The organism is Saccharothrix luteola (genome assembly GCF_020859565.1).
Taxonomy (GTDB): Bacteria; Actinomycetota; Actinomycetes; order Mycobacteriales; family Pseudonocardiaceae; genus Actinosynnema; species Actinosynnema luteola.
In genome coordinates this window covers 78,236-98,526 of sequence record NZ_JAJHUO010000015.1, presented here as the reverse complement: position 1 = coordinate 98,526, position 20,291 = coordinate 78,236, and the positions used below count along the sequence as shown (strand labels likewise).

The 20,291-nt window shown below is 72.3% G+C and carries 14 protein-coding genes; 8 read left to right on the top strand and 6 right to left on the bottom strand.

Translation table 11 applies throughout. The features are described from left to right. Position 1 precedes the first annotated feature (1 nt). Positions 2 to 424, bottom strand: a complete 423-nt coding sequence (locus tag LNK82_RS21540; protein WP_230568836.1) for a cupin domain-containing protein — start codon at positions 422 to 424, stop codon at positions 2 to 4. Between the two features lie 299 nt (positions 425 to 723). On the opposite strand from LNK82_RS21540, the gene LNK82_RS21535 reads away from it, so the two are divergent. Continuing rightward, positions 724 to 1,728 carry a hypothetical protein gene (locus LNK82_RS21535; RefSeq protein ID WP_230568835.1) on the top strand — a complete coding sequence of 335 codons (1,005 nt, stop codon included), beginning with the start codon at positions 724 to 726 and terminating at the stop codon, positions 1,726 to 1,728. 192 nt (positions 1,729 to 1,920) lie between these two features. Here LNK82_RS21535 and LNK82_RS21530 read toward each other — a convergent pair whose 3' ends face one another. Continuing rightward, positions 1,921 to 3,000, bottom strand: coding sequence for a DUF4034 domain-containing protein (locus tag LNK82_RS21530; RefSeq protein WP_230568834.1), 1,080 nt, complete (start codon positions 2,998 to 3,000; stop codon positions 1,921 to 1,923). A 331-nt stretch (positions 3,001 to 3,331) separates the two neighbouring features. On the opposite strand from LNK82_RS21530, the gene LNK82_RS21525 reads away from it, so the two are divergent. Then, positions 3,332 to 8,833, top strand: coding sequence for an RHS repeat domain-containing protein (locus LNK82_RS21525; RefSeq protein WP_230568833.1), 5,502 nt, complete (start codon positions 3,332 to 3,334; stop codon positions 8,831 to 8,833). On the opposite strand, the gene LNK82_RS21520 is transcribed toward LNK82_RS21525, so the two are convergent. From LNK82_RS21520 to LNK82_RS21510, 3 genes are all read right to left on the bottom strand, one after another. Then, positions 8,830 to 10,590 (bottom strand): hydroxysqualene dehydroxylase, encoded by a 1,761-nt coding sequence (locus LNK82_RS21520; protein WP_230568832.1) that lies wholly within the window; start codon positions 10,588 to 10,590, stop codon positions 8,830 to 8,832. The genes LNK82_RS21525 and LNK82_RS21520 overlap by 4 nt on opposite strands. 230 nt (positions 10,591 to 10,820) lie before the next feature. After that, a complete protein-coding gene (locus LNK82_RS21515) occupies positions 10,821 to 11,417 on the bottom strand; it encodes a hypothetical protein (protein WP_230568831.1) in 597 nt (198 codons plus the stop codon). After that, positions 11,414 to 11,854, bottom strand: coding sequence for a hypothetical protein (locus LNK82_RS21510; protein WP_230568830.1), 441 nt, complete (start codon positions 11,852 to 11,854; stop codon positions 11,414 to 11,416). The genes LNK82_RS21515 and LNK82_RS21510 overlap by 4 nt, the downstream gene beginning before the upstream one ends. Before the next feature lie 110 nt (positions 11,855 to 11,964). Between LNK82_RS21510 and LNK82_RS21505 the strand changes: the two genes are divergently transcribed. The 6 genes from LNK82_RS21505 (at position 11,965) to LNK82_RS21480 (ending at position 19,222) form a co-directional block, all read left to right on the top strand. Next, the gene (locus LNK82_RS21505) at positions 11,965 to 12,636 is read left to right on the top strand and encodes a DNA alkylation repair protein (protein ID WP_230568829.1); all 672 of its coding nucleotides are present in this window, start codon (positions 11,965 to 11,967) and stop codon (positions 12,634 to 12,636) included. A 178-nt stretch (positions 12,637 to 12,814) separates the two neighbouring features. Next, positions 12,815 to 13,720, top strand: a complete 906-nt coding sequence (locus LNK82_RS21500) for a glycosyltransferase (protein ID WP_230568828.1) — start codon at positions 12,815 to 12,817, stop codon at positions 13,718 to 13,720. Positions 13,721 to 13,729: 9 nt separating this feature from the next. Continuing rightward, positions 13,730 to 15,595 carry an ABC transporter ATP-binding protein gene (locus LNK82_RS21495; protein WP_230568827.1) on the top strand — a complete coding sequence of 622 codons (1,866 nt, stop codon included), beginning with the start codon at positions 13,730 to 13,732 and terminating at the stop codon, positions 15,593 to 15,595. Then, positions 15,592 to 17,376, top strand: coding sequence for an ABC transporter ATP-binding protein (locus tag LNK82_RS21490; protein ID WP_230568826.1), 1,785 nt, complete (start codon positions 15,592 to 15,594; stop codon positions 17,374 to 17,376). Before LNK82_RS21495 ends, LNK82_RS21490 begins: the two co-directional genes overlap by 4 nt. Positions 17,377 to 17,489: 113 nt before the next feature. Then, the gene (locus tag LNK82_RS21485) at positions 17,490 to 18,968 is read left to right on the top strand and encodes a condensation domain-containing protein (protein ID WP_230568825.1); all 1,479 of its coding nucleotides are present in this window, start codon (positions 17,490 to 17,492) and stop codon (positions 18,966 to 18,968) included. Further along, positions 18,965 to 19,222, top strand: coding sequence for an acyl carrier protein (locus tag LNK82_RS21480; RefSeq protein ID WP_230568824.1), 258 nt, complete (start codon positions 18,965 to 18,967; stop codon positions 19,220 to 19,222). Before LNK82_RS21485 ends, LNK82_RS21480 begins: the two co-directional genes overlap by 4 nt. A gap of 74 nt (positions 19,223 to 19,296) precedes the next feature. Here LNK82_RS21480 and LNK82_RS21475 read toward each other — a convergent pair whose 3' ends face one another. Then, on the bottom strand, positions 19,297 to 20,160 hold the full coding sequence (locus LNK82_RS21475) for an SDR family NAD(P)-dependent oxidoreductase (RefSeq protein WP_230568823.1): 864 nt from the start codon (positions 20,158 to 20,160) through the stop codon (positions 19,297 to 19,299). Positions 20,161 to 20,291: the final 131 nt, after the last annotated feature.

Here is a 20,291-nt window from a genome sequence, read left to right as displayed (position 1 = left end):
GTCACTCGAACGGGCAGCCGGGATTCGGGGCGTCCACCGCGAGCGGACTGCCCGCCGGGTTCACGTACAACACCTCCAGCACCAGCGGTTCCGACTCCAGGTTCCGTCCGATGTGGACGTAACCGGGCCCGCTCTCCTCGGCGATCGCCTCACCGCCGCGGTACACGCCGTCCACCGAGCAGTCGGCGCGGTAGTGGGTGAGGGTGCCCGCCTTGACGAGCCCGAACACCGAGCCGGGGTGGTAGTGCCAGCCCGTCGCGCCACCGGGCGCGATGGTGACCTCCCGGACTACGTACTCCGTGTCCCCGACCACGCGTTGGAACAGCGTGACGCCGCTGACCCCGGTACCCGGTGTGGCCGAGGCCGCGGGTGCCGATCCGATGCCCAACACCACCGCCAAGCAGATCCCCACCAGGGTGCGCATGCCTCCAGCATCCTCCTGGCCGCCCGCCTGTCGACGATGATCACCCGGACGGACGATGGGTGGCCCTTGTCGTTCCACAGGGTGGGCCGGCGAACCCCGTCACCCACCGGGAACCCGTAGGTCCGCCCCGAGCGGGGACGTTCGGACGTCCGCACGCACGGCGGTCGCGCTATGGCCGTGCCGGCGAACGCGGAGCAGGCTTCGGATGCCGCAACGTCCTGGGGGGGACATCGCACGTGTCGTTTCGCGCCCTCCCATGTCCGCGGTGCGCCATTCCCCTTTGTCGAAAGGAAACGGCAGTGCCGTCTTCATCGCTCTCACCACGAGGGTCGCGCCGTTCGCCGCTGCGCCGGATCGCCGTCGCGGTGCTGGCCGCCGGTGCGCTCCTGGTGCCCGCCGTGCCCGTGTCGGCCTCGGTAGCGGACGAGCCCGCCGCGGTCGCCCAGCCGACGCCCGACTCACCGATCAGCGGCAGAACCGTGCCCGCGCTGCGCGGTGACGCGGCCAGAGCCGCCGCCGGCGCGAAGCTGGGCGAGCAGGTCCTCGAGCGGGGCCAGGCGTTCCAGGCGAGGCACGACCAGCGGCGGGCCGATGCCGACACCGTGACGATCCCGCCGTGGAGCGGCTCCCTGCACTCGGTCTGGGGCGCGTTCCCGACCGTGGTCTCCGACGGCGCGCAGGCGACCCACACCATCAACCCCGGCATCAGCATCCCGCCGGGCAACCCCGACGTGGTGTACGCGCCGACGCTCGTGCCGAGCGGGAAGACCTGCATCGAGGTCACCACGTTCTACTGGCAGGGCGGCAACGGCGTCGGCGCGTGGGACTGGTGCGCGGCCTCGCCCGGTTTCGCCGCCGTGGCCTGGATCGACTCGACCTTCCTGAGCACCTACACCACGACGTTCCAGGGCCTGCCCGCGTACACCGTGCTGGACGTGCAGACCAACGCCGTGACCAACTCCTGGACGGCCTACCTGTACAACTACACCACCTCGACCTGGGACGCGTTGTTCACCAGCGCCGACCCGATCAAGCTCGTCGACCCGCACGGCGGCTGGAGCATGTTCGAGGTCTACACCGAGTACAACGCGGCCACCGGCGAGGGCTACTACTGCACGGAGACCTACGGCACCCAGTTCCACGCGGCCAACCTCCAGATCAAGGTCAACGGCACGTGGACGGCGCTGACCACGGGCAACTCGTCGGTGACGCCGCCGGGCAGCGTGTCCAGCACCGACTTCGGCTGCTACGGGCTCTCGTTCACCCTTCAGACGGCGAACAGCCACTGGCAGGTGTCGCACTGACCCAGCCGCGCCGGCCTTGACCGCGGTGCGGGCGGTCCTGCGCCGCCCGCACCGCGGCCAGGGCCCGGTGAGGCCGACGCCGGCCGCATCCTGCGCGAGGCGCAGTTCGGCACCGACCTGACCGCGCCGGCCCGAGCCGCGCCGGGCACCGACGTGGCGGCGAACGCGGACCTGCCGGTCCTCCAGCCGGGGCTAGGAAGGCTTGCGCGCGCCCTTGCACGCCTCGATGCGGGCTTGCAGGAAGCCGAGGCGGGAGTTGGGGAAGTAGTTCTGCCACGGCTCCCCGTCGGCGTGCGGGCCGAGGACGCGGAACTGGTCGACCGCCTCGTCGTGGCGCTTGGCGACCATGAGAGCGGCGATGGCGAGGCCCCGGTCCGAGCGCTGCGCCTTCGTGGCTGCTCCTTCGCCGGCCAGGCGCGGCATCAGGACGGACAGCGCGTCGCGCACCATCGGCGAGCGCCACACCTTCGGGTCGTCCTCGACGCCTTCGAGGGCGGCGATGAGCGGCAACGCGGCCAGGGTCGGTGACGCGTCCATCGCACGGGTGGCGAAGTCGCACATCAACTCGTGCGACCCGCTCCACTTGCGACACCAGTACTGCAGGGCCTGCACGTGTCCCGGCCGGTGGTGCGGCGCGCGGGCGACGAGCTCCTCCCACACCCGGCCGAACCGGTCGTGGTCGTAGGACAGGCCGCGGGCCATCGTCACCAAAGTCGTCCACGGCGTCGGGTCCTCCGGCAGCGCGTCGGCCGCGTGGTGGGCCGCGACCCGCGCCCTGGACAGCACTCGGTGGAACCCCTCGAACTGGGCCCGGCTGGTCTGCGCGGCGCGGGCCGTGCCCCGCGCCTCCCAAGCCAGGTGCACCAACGACTGCGCGTGCAGCACGGCGAGATCGCCGTTGCCTGGATCGACCTCGTGCCACTCCTGGAGGAAAGCGCCGTTGCGGACGGCGCAGTCGGCCAGCGCCCGCACGACCTCCTCGCGACGTTCCCAGTGGCCCCAAGTGGACGACAGCAGCCGTGCGGCGGGCTCCCACCGGCCCTCGGTCGCGCCGGCGGTCGCGGCGTCCAGGTCCGGGTCGGCCGGTCCCCGCACGACCACCTCGGTGTCGGGCACCAGACCCCAGCGGGTGACGTCGACGCGCCCCGTGAGCCGCGCCGCGACCCACTCGTCGGGCAGGTCCTCGACCTCGACGCCGCGTCGCTTGGCCTCCCGCATGAGCGAGATGACGGCGAGGAGCTTCCCGGGCTGCTTGAGCAGGGACAGGACCACGTGGTGCTCTCCTGGGTCGTACCGGCCTGGGGCGGGGCACGCCGTCGGCGGCGCTCACCGATCGAAGCGCGGCCGAAGGCGGCGCGCCGGACGCTACCGGCACCATCTACCTGCACGAAGACGGCGAGCTGAGAGTAAGGACACACCCGTTCGTGTAACGCCGGCGAGCGGTGGCGTGATCTTCGTCGGACGCTTCCGGAGTGGGTGATCCGTGGCTATGGTTCACCGGCCCGGGCCGATCACGGCCTTGTTCTCCGGGGGGGCTTGGGACATGTTCGGTGCCACTTCGGCGCGCGCGCGACACGGTGGTCCGAGACGGTCGCCTGCCCTGTTGGCGACGGCCGCGGTGATGGCGTCGCTCGTCGTCGGCCTCACCTCCGACCGGGTGTCGTCGGACCGGACGCCGCCGGTGGCGCAGGACCAGTCGATCCCGCACACGGACTTCCCGCTCGCCGCGCACCCCGTGAACGCCGAACCGGTCGACACCGGTCTGTCCGACGCCGCCTGGCCGCGGCCCGGCAGGGCCACCGTCACCGCGGGCGCGTCGGCACGGGCGGCGGGCGACCTGCCCGTGACGGTGTCCGCCGAACAGGAGCGGTCGTTCGCGGTCGAGGTGCACCACCAGGAGAGCGCGCGACGCGTCGGCGTGACAGGTGTGCTGTTCACCGTCACGCCCGAGGACTCCGGCGAGGCGGAGGTGTCGGTCGGTGTGGACTACTCCGGGTTCGCCAACGCGGCCGGCGCGGACTTCGGCTCCCGGTCGCGGATCGTGCGGCTGCCCGAGTGCGCGCTGACCACTCCCGACGCGGCCGAGTGCCAGGTACAGGACCCCCTTACGTCGAGCAACGACCCCCAGACGCGCGCCGTCACCGCACGTACCAGCGCGGTCGGCCCGACGGTGTTCGCGGTGACCGCCACGGGCAGGGGGCCGAGGGGCACCTTCGAGGCCGGCACGCTCCCGCCGTCGAGCAGGTGGTCGGTCTCGGGCAGCGCGGGCGGCTTCGACTGGAGCTATCCCGTCGTGGTGCCGCCGCCGTCGTCGGGCTCCGCGGTCGCGCCGAAGGTCGCGCTGTCCTACAGCTCGTCCAGTGTGGACGGTCGCACGGTCGCGACGAACAACCAGTCGTCGTGGATCGGCCAGGGCTGGGACTACTCGCCGGGCGCGATCGAGCGCACGTACCGCACGTGCGCCGAGGACGGGACGCTGCCCGGGGCGCAGCGGACCGGTGACCTGTGCTGGGCGGGTCAGGTCGTCACGATGGTGCTGGACGGAAAGACCACCGAGCTGGTCCGCGACGACGCCACCGGCACGTGGCGTGCCGCGGCCGACGACGCCGCCCGGATCGAGCTGCTCACCGGCGCGGTCAACGGCGTGCACGACGGCGAGTACTGGAAAGTCACGTCGACCGCCGGCATCGGCTACTACTTCGGCCGCAACCGCGGGCCCGGCCACACCGACCAGGAGCAGACGAACTCCGCCTGGGCCGTTCCCGTCTACGGTCCCCGCCAAGGCGACCCGTGCTACGACGCCGCCGGCTTCGCCCGATCGTCGTGCGCGCAGGCGTGGCGGTGGAACCTCGACTTCGTCGAAGACACGCACGGCAACCTCACGTCCTACTACTACGCGCCGGAGACCAACCACTACGGCGCCAACAACGGCACGGCGGGCGTCTCCTACACGCGCGGTGGGACGCTCAAGCGCATCGACTACGGCCTGCGCAACGTCAACGGCAGCGTCTACGGGGTCGTGGCGCCGAACCAGGTGGTGTTCGACGTCGCCGAGCGCTGCACGCCGGACGCCGGCTTCGACTGCGACCCGGCCAAGTCCACCGCGGGCAACGCCAAGCACTGGCCGGACGTGCCGCAGGACCAGCACTGCAAGCCGGGCGCGGTCTGCAACAACCACGCGCCGTCGTTCTGGTCCACGAAGCGGTTGACCACGATCACGACGCGGTACGACCGGGGAGCCGGGCCGGTGGCCGTCGACCGGTACCAGCTCGGCCAGGTGTTCAAGAACATCGCGCACAAGGAGCTGTGGCTCCAGTCGATCACCCGCACCGGGTTCGCCCAGGACGGCACGTCGGTCACCGTGCCGGCGGTGTCGTTCTCGGGCAAGCCGTTCGACAACCGCGTAGACGGCTACCGCGACCTGCCGCCGCTCGCGCACTGGCGGGTCACCACCATCGCGACCGAGACCGGCGCGTTGATCGACGTCGGCTACAGCGCACGCGAGTGCAGCGCGTCCAGCGTGCCGACCGACCTGGCGGACAACGACCGCCGCTGCTACCCGGTGCGCTGGACGTCTCGGACCGACGGGGAACCGACGCTCGACTTCTTCCACAAGTACGTCGTGGACCGGGTGGAGGTCCGGGACCGCAACGGGATCTCGCCGACGCGGGTCACCGCGTACACCTACCTCGGCGCGCCCGCGTGGCACCACGACGCCGAGGTCGTGAAGCCCGGACACCGCACCTACGGCCAGTTCCGCGGGTACGGCGAGGTCGAGGTGCGCACCGGCGACAGCCGGCACGACGTCGACGGCGTCCACGACAAGCCGACGCTGACCCGCACGACGTACTTCCGGGGCATGGACGGCGACGTGCTGCCGCGCGACGGCCGCCGATCGGTCGAAGTGCGCAACTCACTCGGCGAGGCCAGCACCGACCACGAGCGGTTCGCCGGCACGGCCTTCGAGCAGGAGGTCTTCAACGGCGACGGCGGCAGCCGGGTGTCCACCTCCATCACCGAACCGCAGGTCCTCAGCGGCACGGCGACCCGTCAGCGCGTGGACCTGCCCGCGCTGACGGCCCAGATCCTCGGGGTCTCCCGCACGCGGACCGTCACCGCCCTCGCCGCGGGCGGCACCCGCACGGTGAGCGAAACCCACCGCCACGACGCGTTCGGCAGGCTCGTGGCGAAGACCGAGTCCGGCGACGGGGTGCCCGACCTCTGCACGACCACGACCTACGCCGACAACACCACGACCTGGGTCCGCGACCGCGTCGCCGAATCCACCGTCTCCCAACAGGTGTGCCCGCCTCAAGGGACACCGCGGACCTCCGTCCTCAGGTCGACCCGCACCTATTACGACGGGCAGAGCACGCTCTCCGCCGTCACCGCCGGCGTCGTCACCCGCGTCGACGCCGCGACCGCCGACACCGACGGCCGGTTGACCTACGAGACCACCGCGACGGCGAAGTCCGACGCCGCCGGCCGGCCCGTCGAGGCGACCGACGCCCTCGGCCGCACGACCCGCACCGCCTACACGCCCGCCGACGGCGGCGTCCTCACCAAGGCGGTCACCACCAACGCCAAGAACCAGACCAGCACGGTGGAACTCGACCCCGCGCGCGGCAACCCCGTCGTCAGCCTCGACGTCGGATCACGGCGCACGGACCTCGCCTACGACCCGTTGGGCAGGCTGACCGCGGTCTGGAAGCCCGGCCGGCGCAAGGGCTCCGAGCCCGCCGGCGTCACTTACGACTACCTGCTGCGCACCGAAGGCCCGCTCGCGGTCACCACCAGGACGCTCGTGGACTACGGGTCCGGCGCCGGCTACGTGGTCAAGGTCGAACTGCACGACGCCTTCGGCCGCCTCCGCCAAACCCAGGCCGACGCGGTCGACGGGGGCCGTGTCGTCACGGACCGGTGGTACGACTCGCACGGCCGGGTCCGGCACACCGACGGCGGCTACGTCACCAACGGCGTGCCGGGCACGACGCTGATCTCGGTCGACGTTAAGTCGGTCAACAGCCGCACGGTCACCGACTACGACGGCGCGGGCCGGCCGGTGCTGGAGACGGCCTACAAGGGAGCCACCCCGACGTGGACGACCAAGACGGTCCACGGGGGCGACCGCGTGACCGTCTTCCCGCCCAAGGGCGGCATCACGACCACGGTCATCAGCGACGTGCGCGGCCGTGAGACCGAGGTCCGCGAGTACACCGCACCACCGGCCGTCGACGGCAACGTCGTGTCCGGCGGCGCCTACCAGGCCACCACGACCGAGCACACGCCGTTGGGGCAGCAACACAAGCTCACCGACCCGGCCGGCCACCAGTGGAGCAACACCTACGACCTGCTCGGCCGCCGGACGAGCCGGACCGACCCCGACGCCGGCACCACCTCCACCACCTACGACCTCGCCGGGCAGGTCGTCACCACGACCGACGCCGAGGGGAAGACCCTGGCGCACGAGTACGACGAGCTCGGGCGCAAGACCGCCCGGCACGCCGTCTCGGCCGAGGGGAAGACCCTCCTGGCGTCCTGGCGGTACGACGGCGCGCCGTACGGCGTCGGCCTGCCCTGGTCCTCGACCCGCCACACGCCCGAGGGCGACTACGTCTCCGGCGTCAGCCACTACAACGGACAGGGCCTGGCCGGCAAGACGTTCGTCCAGGTCCCGGCCGTGGAGACCGGTCTCAACGCCCTGTACACCACCAGCTTCGGCTACACGACCACCGGCCTGCGGGCGTCCGTCCAGCACGCCGTCGCGGCCGCCGGCTTCCCCAACGGCGAGATCGTCTCCACCACCTACAACCGCCACGGCAAGCCGCTGATGACCGCGGGCTACAACGTCTACGTCATGGACTCGACCTACACGCCGTACGGCGAGGCCCGGCGGTTCACCCTGGGCCCGTCCAACAACACGGCGAGCCTCACCTACGACTACGACGCGCAGACCAGACGCCTCACCCAGGCGAACATGTCCGCGCAGGCAGCCGACCCGCAGGTCGACCACCTCAGCTACACCTACGACCCCGCGGGCAACGTCACCAAGTCCGTCAACACCCAGGGCACCGCGGGCCGCGCGCCCGTCCGGACCCAGTGCTACACCTACGACGCCCTGCGCCGTCTCGACAACGCCTGGACCGCCACCGACGACTGCGCCAACGCCCCGTCCACCACGGCGGGCAGCGCCACCGTCGGCGGCCCCACCCCGTATTGGACAACCTGGACCTTCGACCCCGCCGGCCTGCGCGCCACGCAGACCCGGCACGCCCTGCCCGGCGCCACCGGCGACACCACCACGACCTACCACCACCCGACCGGCGGCAGCCCTCAACCCCACACGCTCACCAGCGCCACCACCACCGGTCCCGCCGGCCGGACGTCGTCGACCTACGGCTACGACAAGTCCGGCAACACCACCAGGCGCACCCTGCCCACCGGCGAGCAGATCCTCAAGTGGGACCACGAGAACCGGCTCGACACGGTCACCTCACCCGCCGGGATCACCAAGTACGTCCACGACGCCGACGGCAACCAACTCATCCGCCGTGATCCGGACAAGACCACCCTCTACCTGCCAGGCCAGGAACTGGCCCGCGACCACACCACCGGCACGGTCGTCGGCACCCGGTACTACACCCACGACGGCAAGACCGTCGCCGTCCGCGTCGGCAACACCAACCCCACCTACCTCGTCACCGACCTGCACGGCACCCCGACCGTCGCCATCGGGTCCGTCGGCTTCGCCGTCAGCCGCCGCACCCTGGACCCCTACGGCAACCCGCTCGACCCCGCCGCGGGGGTCGTCTGGCCCGACCGCCACGGCTTCCTGAACAAACCCCTCGACGACACCACCGGCCTGACCGACCTCGGCGCCCGCAAGTACGACCCCACCACCGGCCGCTTCCTCAGCCCGGACACCCGACAGCGGACCGGCTACGGCTACGCCGACCACAACCCCGCCGGCCCCACCCCCCAGCCTTCGGCCGACTCCTCCATCCCCGGCCCGGCGAAGCACGAGCGCACAGGAGAGCCCTGGCGGGCGCAGGATCGGATTACGGCCTTGTCCGGAACCTCCGCCGTCCCGCACACCGGCCGCTAGAGGAGGTCGAACGCGTTCGGCAGGCCGAGCCGGTAGTTCACCTCGTCCTGGGCCTTGAGGAGTTCGAACTCGGGCGCCCGGTACAGCTCGTGCACGACCGCGCGCGGCGCACTCGACCCGGCTTCGTCCAGCAGCGCGTTGACCGCCAGGCGGGCGGTGCTGTTCGCCGCTTCCATGCTCGCGCCGTTGATCGGCGCCCGCACGTAGTCGCCGGCGAGGAAGAGGTTGGGCACGGCGGTGCGCGCGGTGGGGCGTCGGCGCCAGGAACCGACCGGCTGCACGACGAGTTCGTCGGCGTTGACGGGGTTCGGCCCGCCCAGCCCGGTCAGGCCGGGGTCCAGGAACCAGGTCACGAGCGACGACTCGTCGAGCACCGTCCGACCGGAGTCGTCGAGGTGCTGCTTGAGCTGGGCCAGCACCTCCTGGACGATCTGCTCCTCGGTCAGCTGCTTCGCCGGTCGGCCGAAGAGCACGCCGGGCTCGTCCCAGTCCGAGATGATGACGGACACGCAGTCCGCGACGCCGCCGTCGCCGTAGTCGGCCGGGAAGTCGCGCGCCGGCCAGAACGCGGCCTGGCTGATCGAGCTCAACGACCACGGCCCGTGGATGTAAGACACGTGCCCGTGCACGAGGGGAGTGGGCCGGTCGAAGTACAGCATCAGGCCGGCCATCCACTGCGTCTCCAACGTCGTCGCGTCGCGCAGCCGGGGGTCGGCCGCCAGGAGGTCGGCGTTCCACACGCGTCGGGCGTGGTCGACGGGCAGCGCGCAGACGTAGTAGTCGGCCTCGACCGCCTGCGACCGCCCCTCCGGGTCGCGGGTCCGCACCGCCGAGATCCGGCCGCCGTCCACGACGAGGTCCTCGACCGACCACCCCAAGCGGAACTCGACCCCGAGGCCACGCAGGTGCCGCTCCCACGGGTCGATCCACGCCTCGTTCGTCGGCAGGTTCAGCACCCGGTCCAGCGGACCTTCACCGCCGCGGCCCAGGAGGGTGAACAGCACCTGCTCGGTCACGAGGCCGGCGGTGTGCGCGCTGGCGTTGTCCGTCCTGGTCGAGCTGAGCACGCGCGTCGGCCCGTAGACGAAGATCCGCTGGTAGTCCTCGGACTTGCCCCGCGCACGCAGGAAATCCGGCCAGGTCGTGTGCTCCCACTGGTTGAGGCGGCGTTCCTCGCAGCTGGTGAGGTAGACCAGCACGCGCTGGGCGAAGACCGCCGCCTCGTGCGGCGGCAGGTGGAACGCCGTCTCGACCGCGGCGCGCACCTGCCGCAGCAGGGCGTCCGGCGTCAACCACGCCAACGGGTCGTCGGGGAGCGTCAGCGGAATGCGCAGGTCCTCCCGCCCGCCGGAGAACGACGCCAGGAACTCGGAGGCGGGGACCAGGTTGTCGTGCACGCCGTTGGCGTTGCCCGGGAACGGGATCCGCCGCAGCGTGTCCGGGAGGTCCTGGTAGAACCCGAAGAAGATGCGGAAACCGTGCTCGCCGGGCAAGTCTCGCCGACCGCCGTGCCCCGTGCCCGGCACCGGCATGCTGCGGCACTTGCCGCCGAGGGCGCGCCGCTCGTAGAGCGTGACCGAGAACCCGCGCTCGGCCAGCTCGTGCGCCGCGGTGAGGCCCGCGACCCCACCGCCGAGGACGGCGACCGTGGCACCGGGACCACTACCCGCGGCGGCGATCCCCGGCAGGCCCAACCCCGCCAGACCGGCGCCCGCGCCCGTGAGGAAGGTACGACGACTCAGCCCGAACCCGTCCACGAATCCGCACCCCCTCGACCGAGGTCAACGGGCCGCACTCTAGTCCCCTCGACCAGCTCGTCCGGTGATCGCTCGATCGGGTGATCACCGACGAAAAGCCTTGTACGCCTGCGGTTCTACGGCACTGGACCAGCCCGAACGACCTCCTGGTCGCCTGGGCCTCGCCCGGACGAGGCCGCGGAGAATCACCTGTTCGGCCGTCTCCCTGAAGGCGTGACCAAGGGGATGGCTCACCACGGGTCGTGGTCGCCGTGGTGCCGGTCGACGATGTCGCGAGAGCTGGGGAAGGCCTCGTGGGCGGCGACGTTGAACGCGTGGGCCACTCCGGCGCCCAGAGCACCGCCGACGACGAGCCCGATCGCGACCAGCACCGGCGCGCCGAACACCGTGCCGAGCCAGGCGCCGACGCCGTCGCCCGCGGCAGCGGCCGTCAGGAGCACGAGGATCTCGGGCTGTGCCCGGTCGGCGCCGAGGATGCCGAGGACGGCGAGGCCCGCGATCGCGCCCGGCAGGACCAAGCCGACGAAGAAGCCCGCCAGCGGCGTGAACCGGGGGATGTCATGGGTGCTGACGAGCCAGTACCCGGTCACCGCGCCGGCCGCGCCGACCAGGCCGAAGGCCAGCATCACGACCGCCTCCGCGCGTGATGCCCGGTCGAGGTCACGGTCGATGACGCCGACCAGGCCGCCGATGACGCACATCCCGCACAGGACCCCGGCGTACGCGCCCACGAGACCGCCCGTCCAGGACTCGACCCGCGCCCCGGCCACGGCTCCGACCACGCCACCCAGGACGACGCCGAGCGCGATGCCGAGCCGCGCGATCATCGCGGGCCCAGCTTCAGCACGGCCTGCTCGCCCTGCACCACCCCGACGGTGAACGCCTGGTTGTTGAACATGCCCACCCAGCCCGGAGGGCCCGCCAGCAGGCCGGTCATGCCGCTCGACGGATCGGGCCGCACCCCGGCCTGACCGCCGCCGACCACGACCGTCAGCGGGCCGACGGGAACGTGCAGCACGTCACCGGTCTTGACCACGACCTCGCAGATGCCGTCCGCGCACGCGGCGAGGTCCGTGCCGTCGGCGGCGGTGGGCGGTGGGCCCGGGACCTCGGTCGCAGTGGTGGTGGTCGGACGGGCGGTGGACGAAGTCGTCGTGGTCGCGACCGACGACGGAGCCGCGGCGGGGGCTTGCACGGTCCCGCACGCGCCCAGCAGGACCACCGGCAGCGAAGCGAGAACCCGACGGGCGGTGAGAGCGATCATGCGCCGACCGTAGGTCGCCGGCCACCGGTGCGGTCGCCCGCCGGCCGCTACCGGCCAAGACGCCCGCCACCTCGTAGGCTGACCCGCGGACGAGCGGACCGGAGGCTGAGATGGACGCGACGACGGTGGCCGAGGTGATGGCCGAGCTGTCCGCGCTCGAAGACCCGCGGGCCCGCGAGGTGAACGAGAAGCACGGCGACGACCACGGCGTGAACCTCGGCAAGCTGCGCGCGCTCGCGAAGCGGCTGAAGACCCAGCAGGACCTCGCGCGCCGGCTGTGGGAGACGGCCGACACCGCGGCGCGGCTGCTGGCGATCCTGATCTGCCGCCCGAAGGCGTTCGAGCGCGACGAGCTGGACGCCATGTTGCGCGAGGCGCGCACCCCCAAGGTGCACGACTGGCTCGTGAACTACGTGGTGAAGAAGCACCCGTCCGCCGAGGAGCTGCGCCTGGCCTGGTCCGCCGACCCGGACCCGGTGGTCGCGAGCGCCGGCTGGGCCCTGACCACCGAACGCGTGGCCAAGAAGCCCGAGGGCCTCGACCTCGACAGGCTGCTCGACGTCATCGAGGCCGGGATGCGCGACGCGCCCGACCGGCTGCAGTGGGCGATGAACCACTGCCTGGCCCGGATCGGGATCGACCACCCCGACCACCGCGCCCGCGCGATCGACATCGGCGAGCGCCTGGAGGTGCTCAAGGACTACCCGACCCCGCCGAACTGCACCTCGCCGTTCGCGCCCACCTGGATCGCCGAGATGGTGCGCCGACAGCACGACCGGTAGGCGGTGCGAGCCGGGGCCGGCGGGACTTCGTGCGCGGTGTTGACCGGCGCTCGCGCGGCTCGGCAGACTTGCGCGGTGATCGGCGGGGATTCACCCAGGAGAGCGGATCTCCCTCATGGGCCCGTCGGATCCCCTGCCCTCGTCGTACGGGGCGGGACCTCGACAAGGAGAGCCTCTCGTGGGTAGCTCGTTACGCTGCACGGTCATCGTCCCGACCTACAACCGGAGGCGGTTGCTGGAACTGACGCTCGACTCGCTCGCCAAGCAGGACCTGTCCCGCGACCGGTTCGAGGTGCTGGTCGTCGACGACGGTTCCACCGACGACACCGAGGCGGTGGTGCGCGGGTTCGAGGACCGGTTGGACCTGCGGTACTTCTACCAGCCCGACGAGGGGTACCGGCTGTCCGCGGCCCGGAACATCGGGATCCGGCAGGCGACCGGCGAGGTGTGCGTCTTCGTCGACTCCGGGGTGCTGCTGCACTCCGGGAGCCTGGGCGCGCACGCGGCCCGCCACGAGGCGTCCGAGGAACCGTTGGCGCTGAACGGGTACGTGTACTGCTTCAACCTCGACAACGAGGACGCCCAGCTGATCCGCAAGGTCGTCGACGTCGAGGACGTCGACGGCTCCATCGCGTCCCTGGAGCGCACGCGGGCGTGGCCGGACGTGCGCGAGCCGTTCTACGCCCGGTACTCCGACGACTTCGGCCACCTGCCCGCGCCGTGGCTGATGTACTGGACCTGCCACGCGTCGGCGTGGACGGAGCAGGTGCGCGCGGTCGGCATGTACGACGAGGAGCTCCGGCAGTGGGGCGGTGAGGACCTGGACCTCGCCTACCGGCTGCACCGCGACGGCGCCAGGTTCGCCGTCGACCGGGCGGCGAGCGCCATCCACTACCCGCACGAGAAGGACCAGGGCGCCAACACCACGTCCGCCCTGGAGAACTACCGCTACATCGCGGAGAAGTACCGGACGCCGATCACCCGGATGCTGATCGAGGAACCCCGGATCCGCTTCGCGGACTTCAACGAGGTCATCGCGGAACGCGGCCTGCCCCGCTGCGCCGACCACCCGACCGCCGGGTAGGTGGCCGGCATGTGGGACGTCGCGCGGGAGCAGTTCGCCGCACGACGGGAGATCGTCCGCCTGCTTCCCCGCGCCGGCCGCCCGCTGGTCGCCGCGCTGGTCGGGGTGGACCTGCTGCTCGGCTGCCTCCCGGTCGTGTTCACGGTGGCGACGGCCATGGTGCTCGGACGGGTGCCGGCGGCCGTGGCCGCGGGGCTCGACTCCGGCGCGTGGGACTCGCTGGTCGCGGTGTTCGGCGTCGCGGCGGGCGCGTTCGTCGCCCGGCAGCTGCTGTCCCCGGTGGAGCGCGCCCTGGGCGAGCTGGTGACGCGCCGGATCGACGGCGCGGTGTTCGACGAGCTGATGGCCGCGTCGCTGCGCAGCCCCGGCCTCGGCCCGCTCGAGGACCAGCAGGCGCTCGACGCGCTGCGCACCGCCGCGCGGGAGGTGGAGTTCGGCGTGCAGAGCCCCGGTCGGGCGGCCACCGGGCTGCTCGCGCTGATCGCGCGGTACACCGAGCTCGTCGGCTGCGCGGTCGCGGTGGGTGCGGTGTTCGCGTGGCCGGCCGCGGCGGCGCTGGTCGTCATCGTGCTGCTGTTCCGCCACGGCCAGCGCGGCGGGCTGCGCCGGTACGCCAGGACCCGGTCCCTGCTCGCCGCCGACCAGCGGGAGATCGACTACCTGCGCGAGCTGGCCGGCGGAGCCGCCGCGGGCAAGGAGATCCGGGTCTTCGGCCTGGCCGGCTGGTTGCGGCAACGCCTGCGCGACACCCACTTCCGCTTCCTCGAACCCCTCTGGGCCGAACGCCGCCGCATCTACCTGTGGCCGTTCGTCCGGTTCTCGGTCGCGGCCCTCGCGGTCACCGGCGCGGTCTTCGCGGTGGTGGGCGCGACGGCGCACGAGATGACGCTCACCGAATTCGTCCTCGTCGCGACCGCGACCCTCGGCCTGCTGCGGCTGGCCGAGCACTACCCGGAGGCGGACCTGCCGACCGCGATCGGCATGAGGGCCTACGACGCCGTGCGCCAGTTCGCCGAGCACGTCGACGCGCACGAGGAAGAGCCCGCGCCCGTGCGGCGGGCGACGGTGCCCGAGCCGGTCGGTTCCATCCGGTTCGAGCGGGTCGGCTTCCGCTACCCCGGGCAGCGGCGCGCGGTCTTCGACGGCCTGGACCTGACGATCCCGGTCGGCCGCTGCACGGCCATCGTCGGCGTGAACGGCGCCGGCAAGACCACCCTGGTCAAGCTGCTCGCCCGGCTGTACGAGCCGACCTCGGGCCGGGTCACGCTGGACGGCGTCGACCTCCGCGCGTTCCCCGTCGACGAGTGGCGCGCCCGGCTCAGCGTGATCTTCCAGGACTTCGTGCGGTACGAGTCGTCCGTCGCCGACAACGTCGGGCTGGGCGCCGTCGGCTTCCTGGACGACCGGGAGGCGATCCGCGAGGTGCTCGACTCGGTCGGCCTCACCGAAGCCGTGGACCGCCTGCCCCGCGGGCTGGACACGCCCCTGGCACGGCACCTCACCGACGGGGCCGAGCTGTCCGGCGGCCAGTGGCAGCGCGTCGCGCTGGCGCGGGCGTTGTTCGCGCTGCGCCACGGCGCGCGGGTCGTGGTGCTGGACGAACCGACCGCGAGCCTGGACGTGCGCGCGGAGACCGGGTTCTTCGAGGAGTTCGCCGGCCTGGCCGCCGGCGCGACCACCCTGCTGATCTCCCACCGGTTCTCGACCGTGCGGCACGCCGACCACATCGTCGTCCTGGAGCACGGCCGGGTCGCGGAGCAGGGCGCCCACGCGGACCTGCTGGCCCTCGACGGGCGCTACGCGGAGCTGTTCCGGTTGCAGGCCGACCGGTTCGTCGGCGCGGCGGACGCCGCGGTCGGGGGAGCGGCCGGGTGAAGGTCCTCCTGACGGGCGCGTGGACCATGATCGCCACCGCCTGGCGGTTGAACCCGCGCAAGACCGCGCTGGCGGTGGTCCTGATGACGGCCGGCGCCGTCGCCGCCCCGCTGCTGGCCGCCGCCCTCGGGTGGATGACCCGCGAGGTCGTCGCGGGCGCGGCGGTGCTCGCGGTGCTCGCGGGCGTGGCGGTGGCCGTGCTGGCGGTGATGGTGCTGGCCCTCGCGCACTTCGCCCACCTGGCCTACTACGAGCTCTCCGAGCTGGCGGAGCTGGACTTCGACGAGCGCGTGATCGAGGTCTCGAACGGCTCGGCCGGCATCGAGCACCACGAGCGGGCCGAGCACGCCGACACGTGGACCGTGCTGCGGCAGGAGGGCAGGCAGTTCCGGACCGGTCTCGAAGCGCTGCTCAACGGTGTCGGCCTCGTCCTCGCGGTGGCGCTCACCGCGGTCCTGCTGGCCGTGCAGAACCCGCTGCTGTTGCTGCTGCCCGTCGCCGCGGTGCCGCCCCTGCTCGCCGGTCGCCTGGCCGAGCGGGTGCTCGACCGCGCCCGGACGGCGACCGCCGAGTCGACCCGGACCGCGCTCAACCTGTTCCACCTGGCCACGTCCGCCCGCCTGGCCGGCGAGCTCAGGGTGTCCGGGGTGCGGGACGAGCTGCGCGCCCGGCACGGCCGGCTGTGGGCGCGGGCGACGCGAGGGCTGTGGCGCGCGCACCTGATCGCGACGTGCGCACGCGCGGCGGGGCAGGTCGTCTTCGCGCTCGCGTACGTCGCGGGCGTGCTGCTCGTGGTGCGCGACGCGATAGCCGGACGGCGCGGCGTCGGCGACGTCGTGCTGGTGATCGTGCTCGCCGCCCAGGTCAACCAGCAGGTCGCCACCGCCGTCACCCTCCTGCAGGACTTGCAGCGGATGGCGGGCGCCTACCGGCGGCTCACCGAGGTCTCCGCGTCGGTGACCGGCGCCGATCCGGCTCCACCCCGCCACTCGCCGCCGCGGCGGCTGCACGACGGGATCGACCTCGCCGGGGTGGCGTTCAGCTATCCGGGCGCCGACGTGCCCGTGCTGCGCGACGTCGACCTCCACCTGCCGGCCGGCGCCACCGTCGCGATCGTCGGCGAGAACGGCGCGGGCAAGTCGACCCTGGTCAAGTTGCTCTGCGGGTTCTACCGGCCGTCCGAGGGGCGGATCCTGGTCGACGGCGCGGACCTGCACGACATGCCGCTCGACGAGTGGCGCACGCGGATCGCCGCCGGTTTCCAGGACTTCGTCCGGTACGAGTTCACGGCCCAGCAGGTGGTCGGCCTCGGCGACCTGGCCCGGGTGTCGTCGGAACCGGCCGTCCGCGCGGCCATGGGGCGCGCCGACGCCACCGGCGTGCTGGACGACCTGCCCGAGGGACTGCGCACCCGGCTGGGCAAGAGCTACGCCGACGGCGCCGAGCTGTCCGGGGGCCAGTGGCAGAAGCTGGCGCTGGGCCGGGCCATGATGCGGGAGGCCCCGCTGCTCCTCGTCCTCGACGAGCCGACGTCCGCATTGGACCCCGAGGCCGAGCACGTCCTGTTCCAGCGGTACGCCGAGCACGCGAAACGGGTGGCCGGCCGAACCGGCGGGATCACCGTCTTCGTCTCCCACCGGTTCTCCACCGTGCGCACGGCCGACCTGATCATCGTCGTCGGCGGCGGTCGGGTGGTGGAAACCGGCGACCACGCCGCGCTCACCGCCTGCGGGGGCCTCTACGCGGAGTTGTTCGCGCTCCAGGCGAAGGCGTACAGCTGACGCGCGGCAGTACTTGGGCGTGGACTGGCGGCCCACCGCGGCGTCACCGATTGTGATCACTCGAACGTGCAAGCCCTTCACGCTCGCGAGGGATCGACGCCCACAGGCCCAGGGTGAAGGCTGTGCCCTTCACCGGCCACCAGAGGGAGCTGATCAAGGGCATGCTGATGACGACGCTCGCTGAGTACCGCGTGCGTCCTGGTCGGCTCAGGGAGTGGTCGCTGGATGATGCGCCCTTTCGGGAAGCGGCACGTTCGGTCGAGCGCGGCACACCCCTGTCGTACAACCAGGAATGGCACCTGAAGTTCGTCACCGCGCTCGCCGAGCGCGGCGCCGGGGTCCCACAGTGGATGGGGTTCAGGTTCGAGCTCGCCGGAACGCTGGACGTCGAGGCGTTCCGCGAGACGGTGCGGACGTGGGTCGAGCGGCACGAGACGTTGCGCAGCGGGTTCCGCGTGGTGGGCACCACGGCGGAGCGCATCACCGTCGACCCCGCCGCGGTGTCCGTCGAGGACCGGGTCGTCGGCGACTTCACGAGCGATGACGACCTCCGCGCCTGCCTCCAGCAGCGCATCGACGACGCGACGGGCGCGTTCAGCTGGCCCAGCTACGTGGTGGAGACCGTGGAGCGCGCGGAGTCCACCACGGTGGTCGTGGGGATGGACCACGCGCACACCGACGGGTTCTCCATCATGACCGCCGTCGGCGAGTGGCAGGACCTGTACGCCGCCGTGGCCGCCGGCCGCCCGGTCGAGCACGGCGGGGTCGGCAGCTACGTGGACTACGGCGTGGCGGAGCGCACCGCCGCCCGGGAGGTCGACGCCGACCACCCGGCCGTCGGGCACTGGGCCCGGTTCATCGAGGCCGGAGGCGACCGGCTGCTGCGGTTCCCGCTCGACCTCGGTGTCGCGGAAGGGGAAGTGCTGCCGCACGCGAAGCAGGACGTGCTGCTGCTGGACGTGCTCGAAGCCGACGCGGTGGAGGAAGCGTGCCGGGAGGTGGGCGGCGGGTTCCTCGCCGGACTGCTGTCCGCGCTGGCGATCGTCGCCCACCAGATCACGGGCGAGCAGGTCTACCGGACGGTGATGCCCGCGACCACCCGCACCAGGCGGGAGTGGCTGCGTTCGATGGGGTGGTACATCGGCGTGGGTCCGATCGAGATCGACCTCGGCGCGGCGGACGGCTTCCTCGACGTGGTGCCGGGCGCGCACGAGTCCGCGAGGACCGCGCTGCGCCTGAGCCGCGTGCCGATCGCGAGGGTCGCGGAACTCCTCGGCATCGAGCGCGAGCTGGAGCGCCGGATGCCCGAGGTGTTCCCGTTCATCTCGTTCGCCGACATGCGGGTGGTGCCGGGGATCCGGCACTGGCCCGAGTGGGACGCCCGGCCCCTGGTCCGGATGAGCACCAGCGGCAGCAAGGTGAACATCTGGACGCACCGCACCGACGAGGGGTTGTGGTTGACCGCGCGCTACCCGGCCACGCGGACGGCCGACGCGAGCGTCGCCTGCTACGTCGACCGGGTGCGCGAGGTGCTCCACAGCGTGGCGAAGACCGGTGATTACCTGTTGAGGACAGAGGGAGAGACGGCATGAGTTCCGCCCAGGCGATCGTGGGCTCCATCCTGACGGATCAGTTCAGGATCCGCCCCGAGGACATGAAACCCGAGGCGACCCTGGCCGACCTGGACATCGACTCGCTGACCGTGGTCGAGCTGATCGAGGCCGTCGGCGAGGAACTGGGGGTCAGGATCAGCGAGCGCGAGGTGAGCCAGTGGCACACGGTCCCGGACCTGGTGGCCACGGTGGAGGCGAAGCTCGCGCAGCGGTCGGCGGAGCCGGGGCGGTGATCTCCCCGGATCGCGGGTGCCGCTGACACGGGGCTCGTCGTCGCGGACCGGGAACCGGCGCCGGCCGGGATCGGTCAGGATCGGGCCGTGGTCGCGTCGGCCGCGAGGTTGCCGTGCGCCTCCGCCGACAGGTCCTGCCAGTCCTCCCAGGTCTTGAGCCGGGCGGCGTAGGCCTGCTTGATCAGTGGGTAGAAGCCCTGGCCGAAGAGCACCCGCAGGGGCGGGTGGTCGAGGTCGACGATCTTGAGCAACGCCCGGGCGGCGGCGGCCGGGTCGCCGGCGGGCTGGTTCGCCACGAGGCCGGCGAGCCGGCGGCGCAGGCCGTCGTAGACCGGGCTGGTCTCGGCCAGGTGCCCGTTGGCCAAGGGGTCGGGGTTCTTGCCGTTCCTGGTGGCGAAGCCGCCGGGCTCGATCACGGTCACCTTGATGCCGAACTCGGCGACTTCCTGGGCGAGGGCTTCGGTGAAGCCTTCGACCGCCCACTTGGACATGTGGTACGCGCCGCCCAACGGCATCGCGATGAGCCCGGCCGCCGAGGACAACTGGACGATGTGCCCCGAGCCCTGCGCCCGCAGGTGGGGCAACGCGGCCTGGACGACCCACACCGCGCCGAACAGGTTGGTCTCCACCTGGTCGCGCAGTTCCCGCTCGGTCAGCTCCTCGATCGCGCCGACCTGGGCGTAGCCCGCGTTGTTCACGATGACGTCGAGGCGGCCGAAGTGCTCGTTCGCCCGCGTCACGCCCTCGAAGACGGCGGCCTTGTCGGTCACGTCCACGTCCAGCGGGAGGACCGCGTCGCCGTGGGTGGCGACCAGGTCGGCGAGGTCGGCGGCGTTCCGGGCGGTCGCGGCCACCTTGTCGCCGCGCGACAGGGCGGCCTCGACGAAGTTGCGGCCCAAGCCGCGCGACGAGCCGGTGACGAACCAGGTCTTGCTCACGATGTCGTTCCGTTCTGTTGCCGTGTGCTGTCGGGCATGAGGCACCGCGGACCTCGGTCCTGTGACAGCACGCGAGCGTGACGTGTGGCACAGGGTTGCGGGATCGGCCGGGCCTGAACGGAAATCGGTGA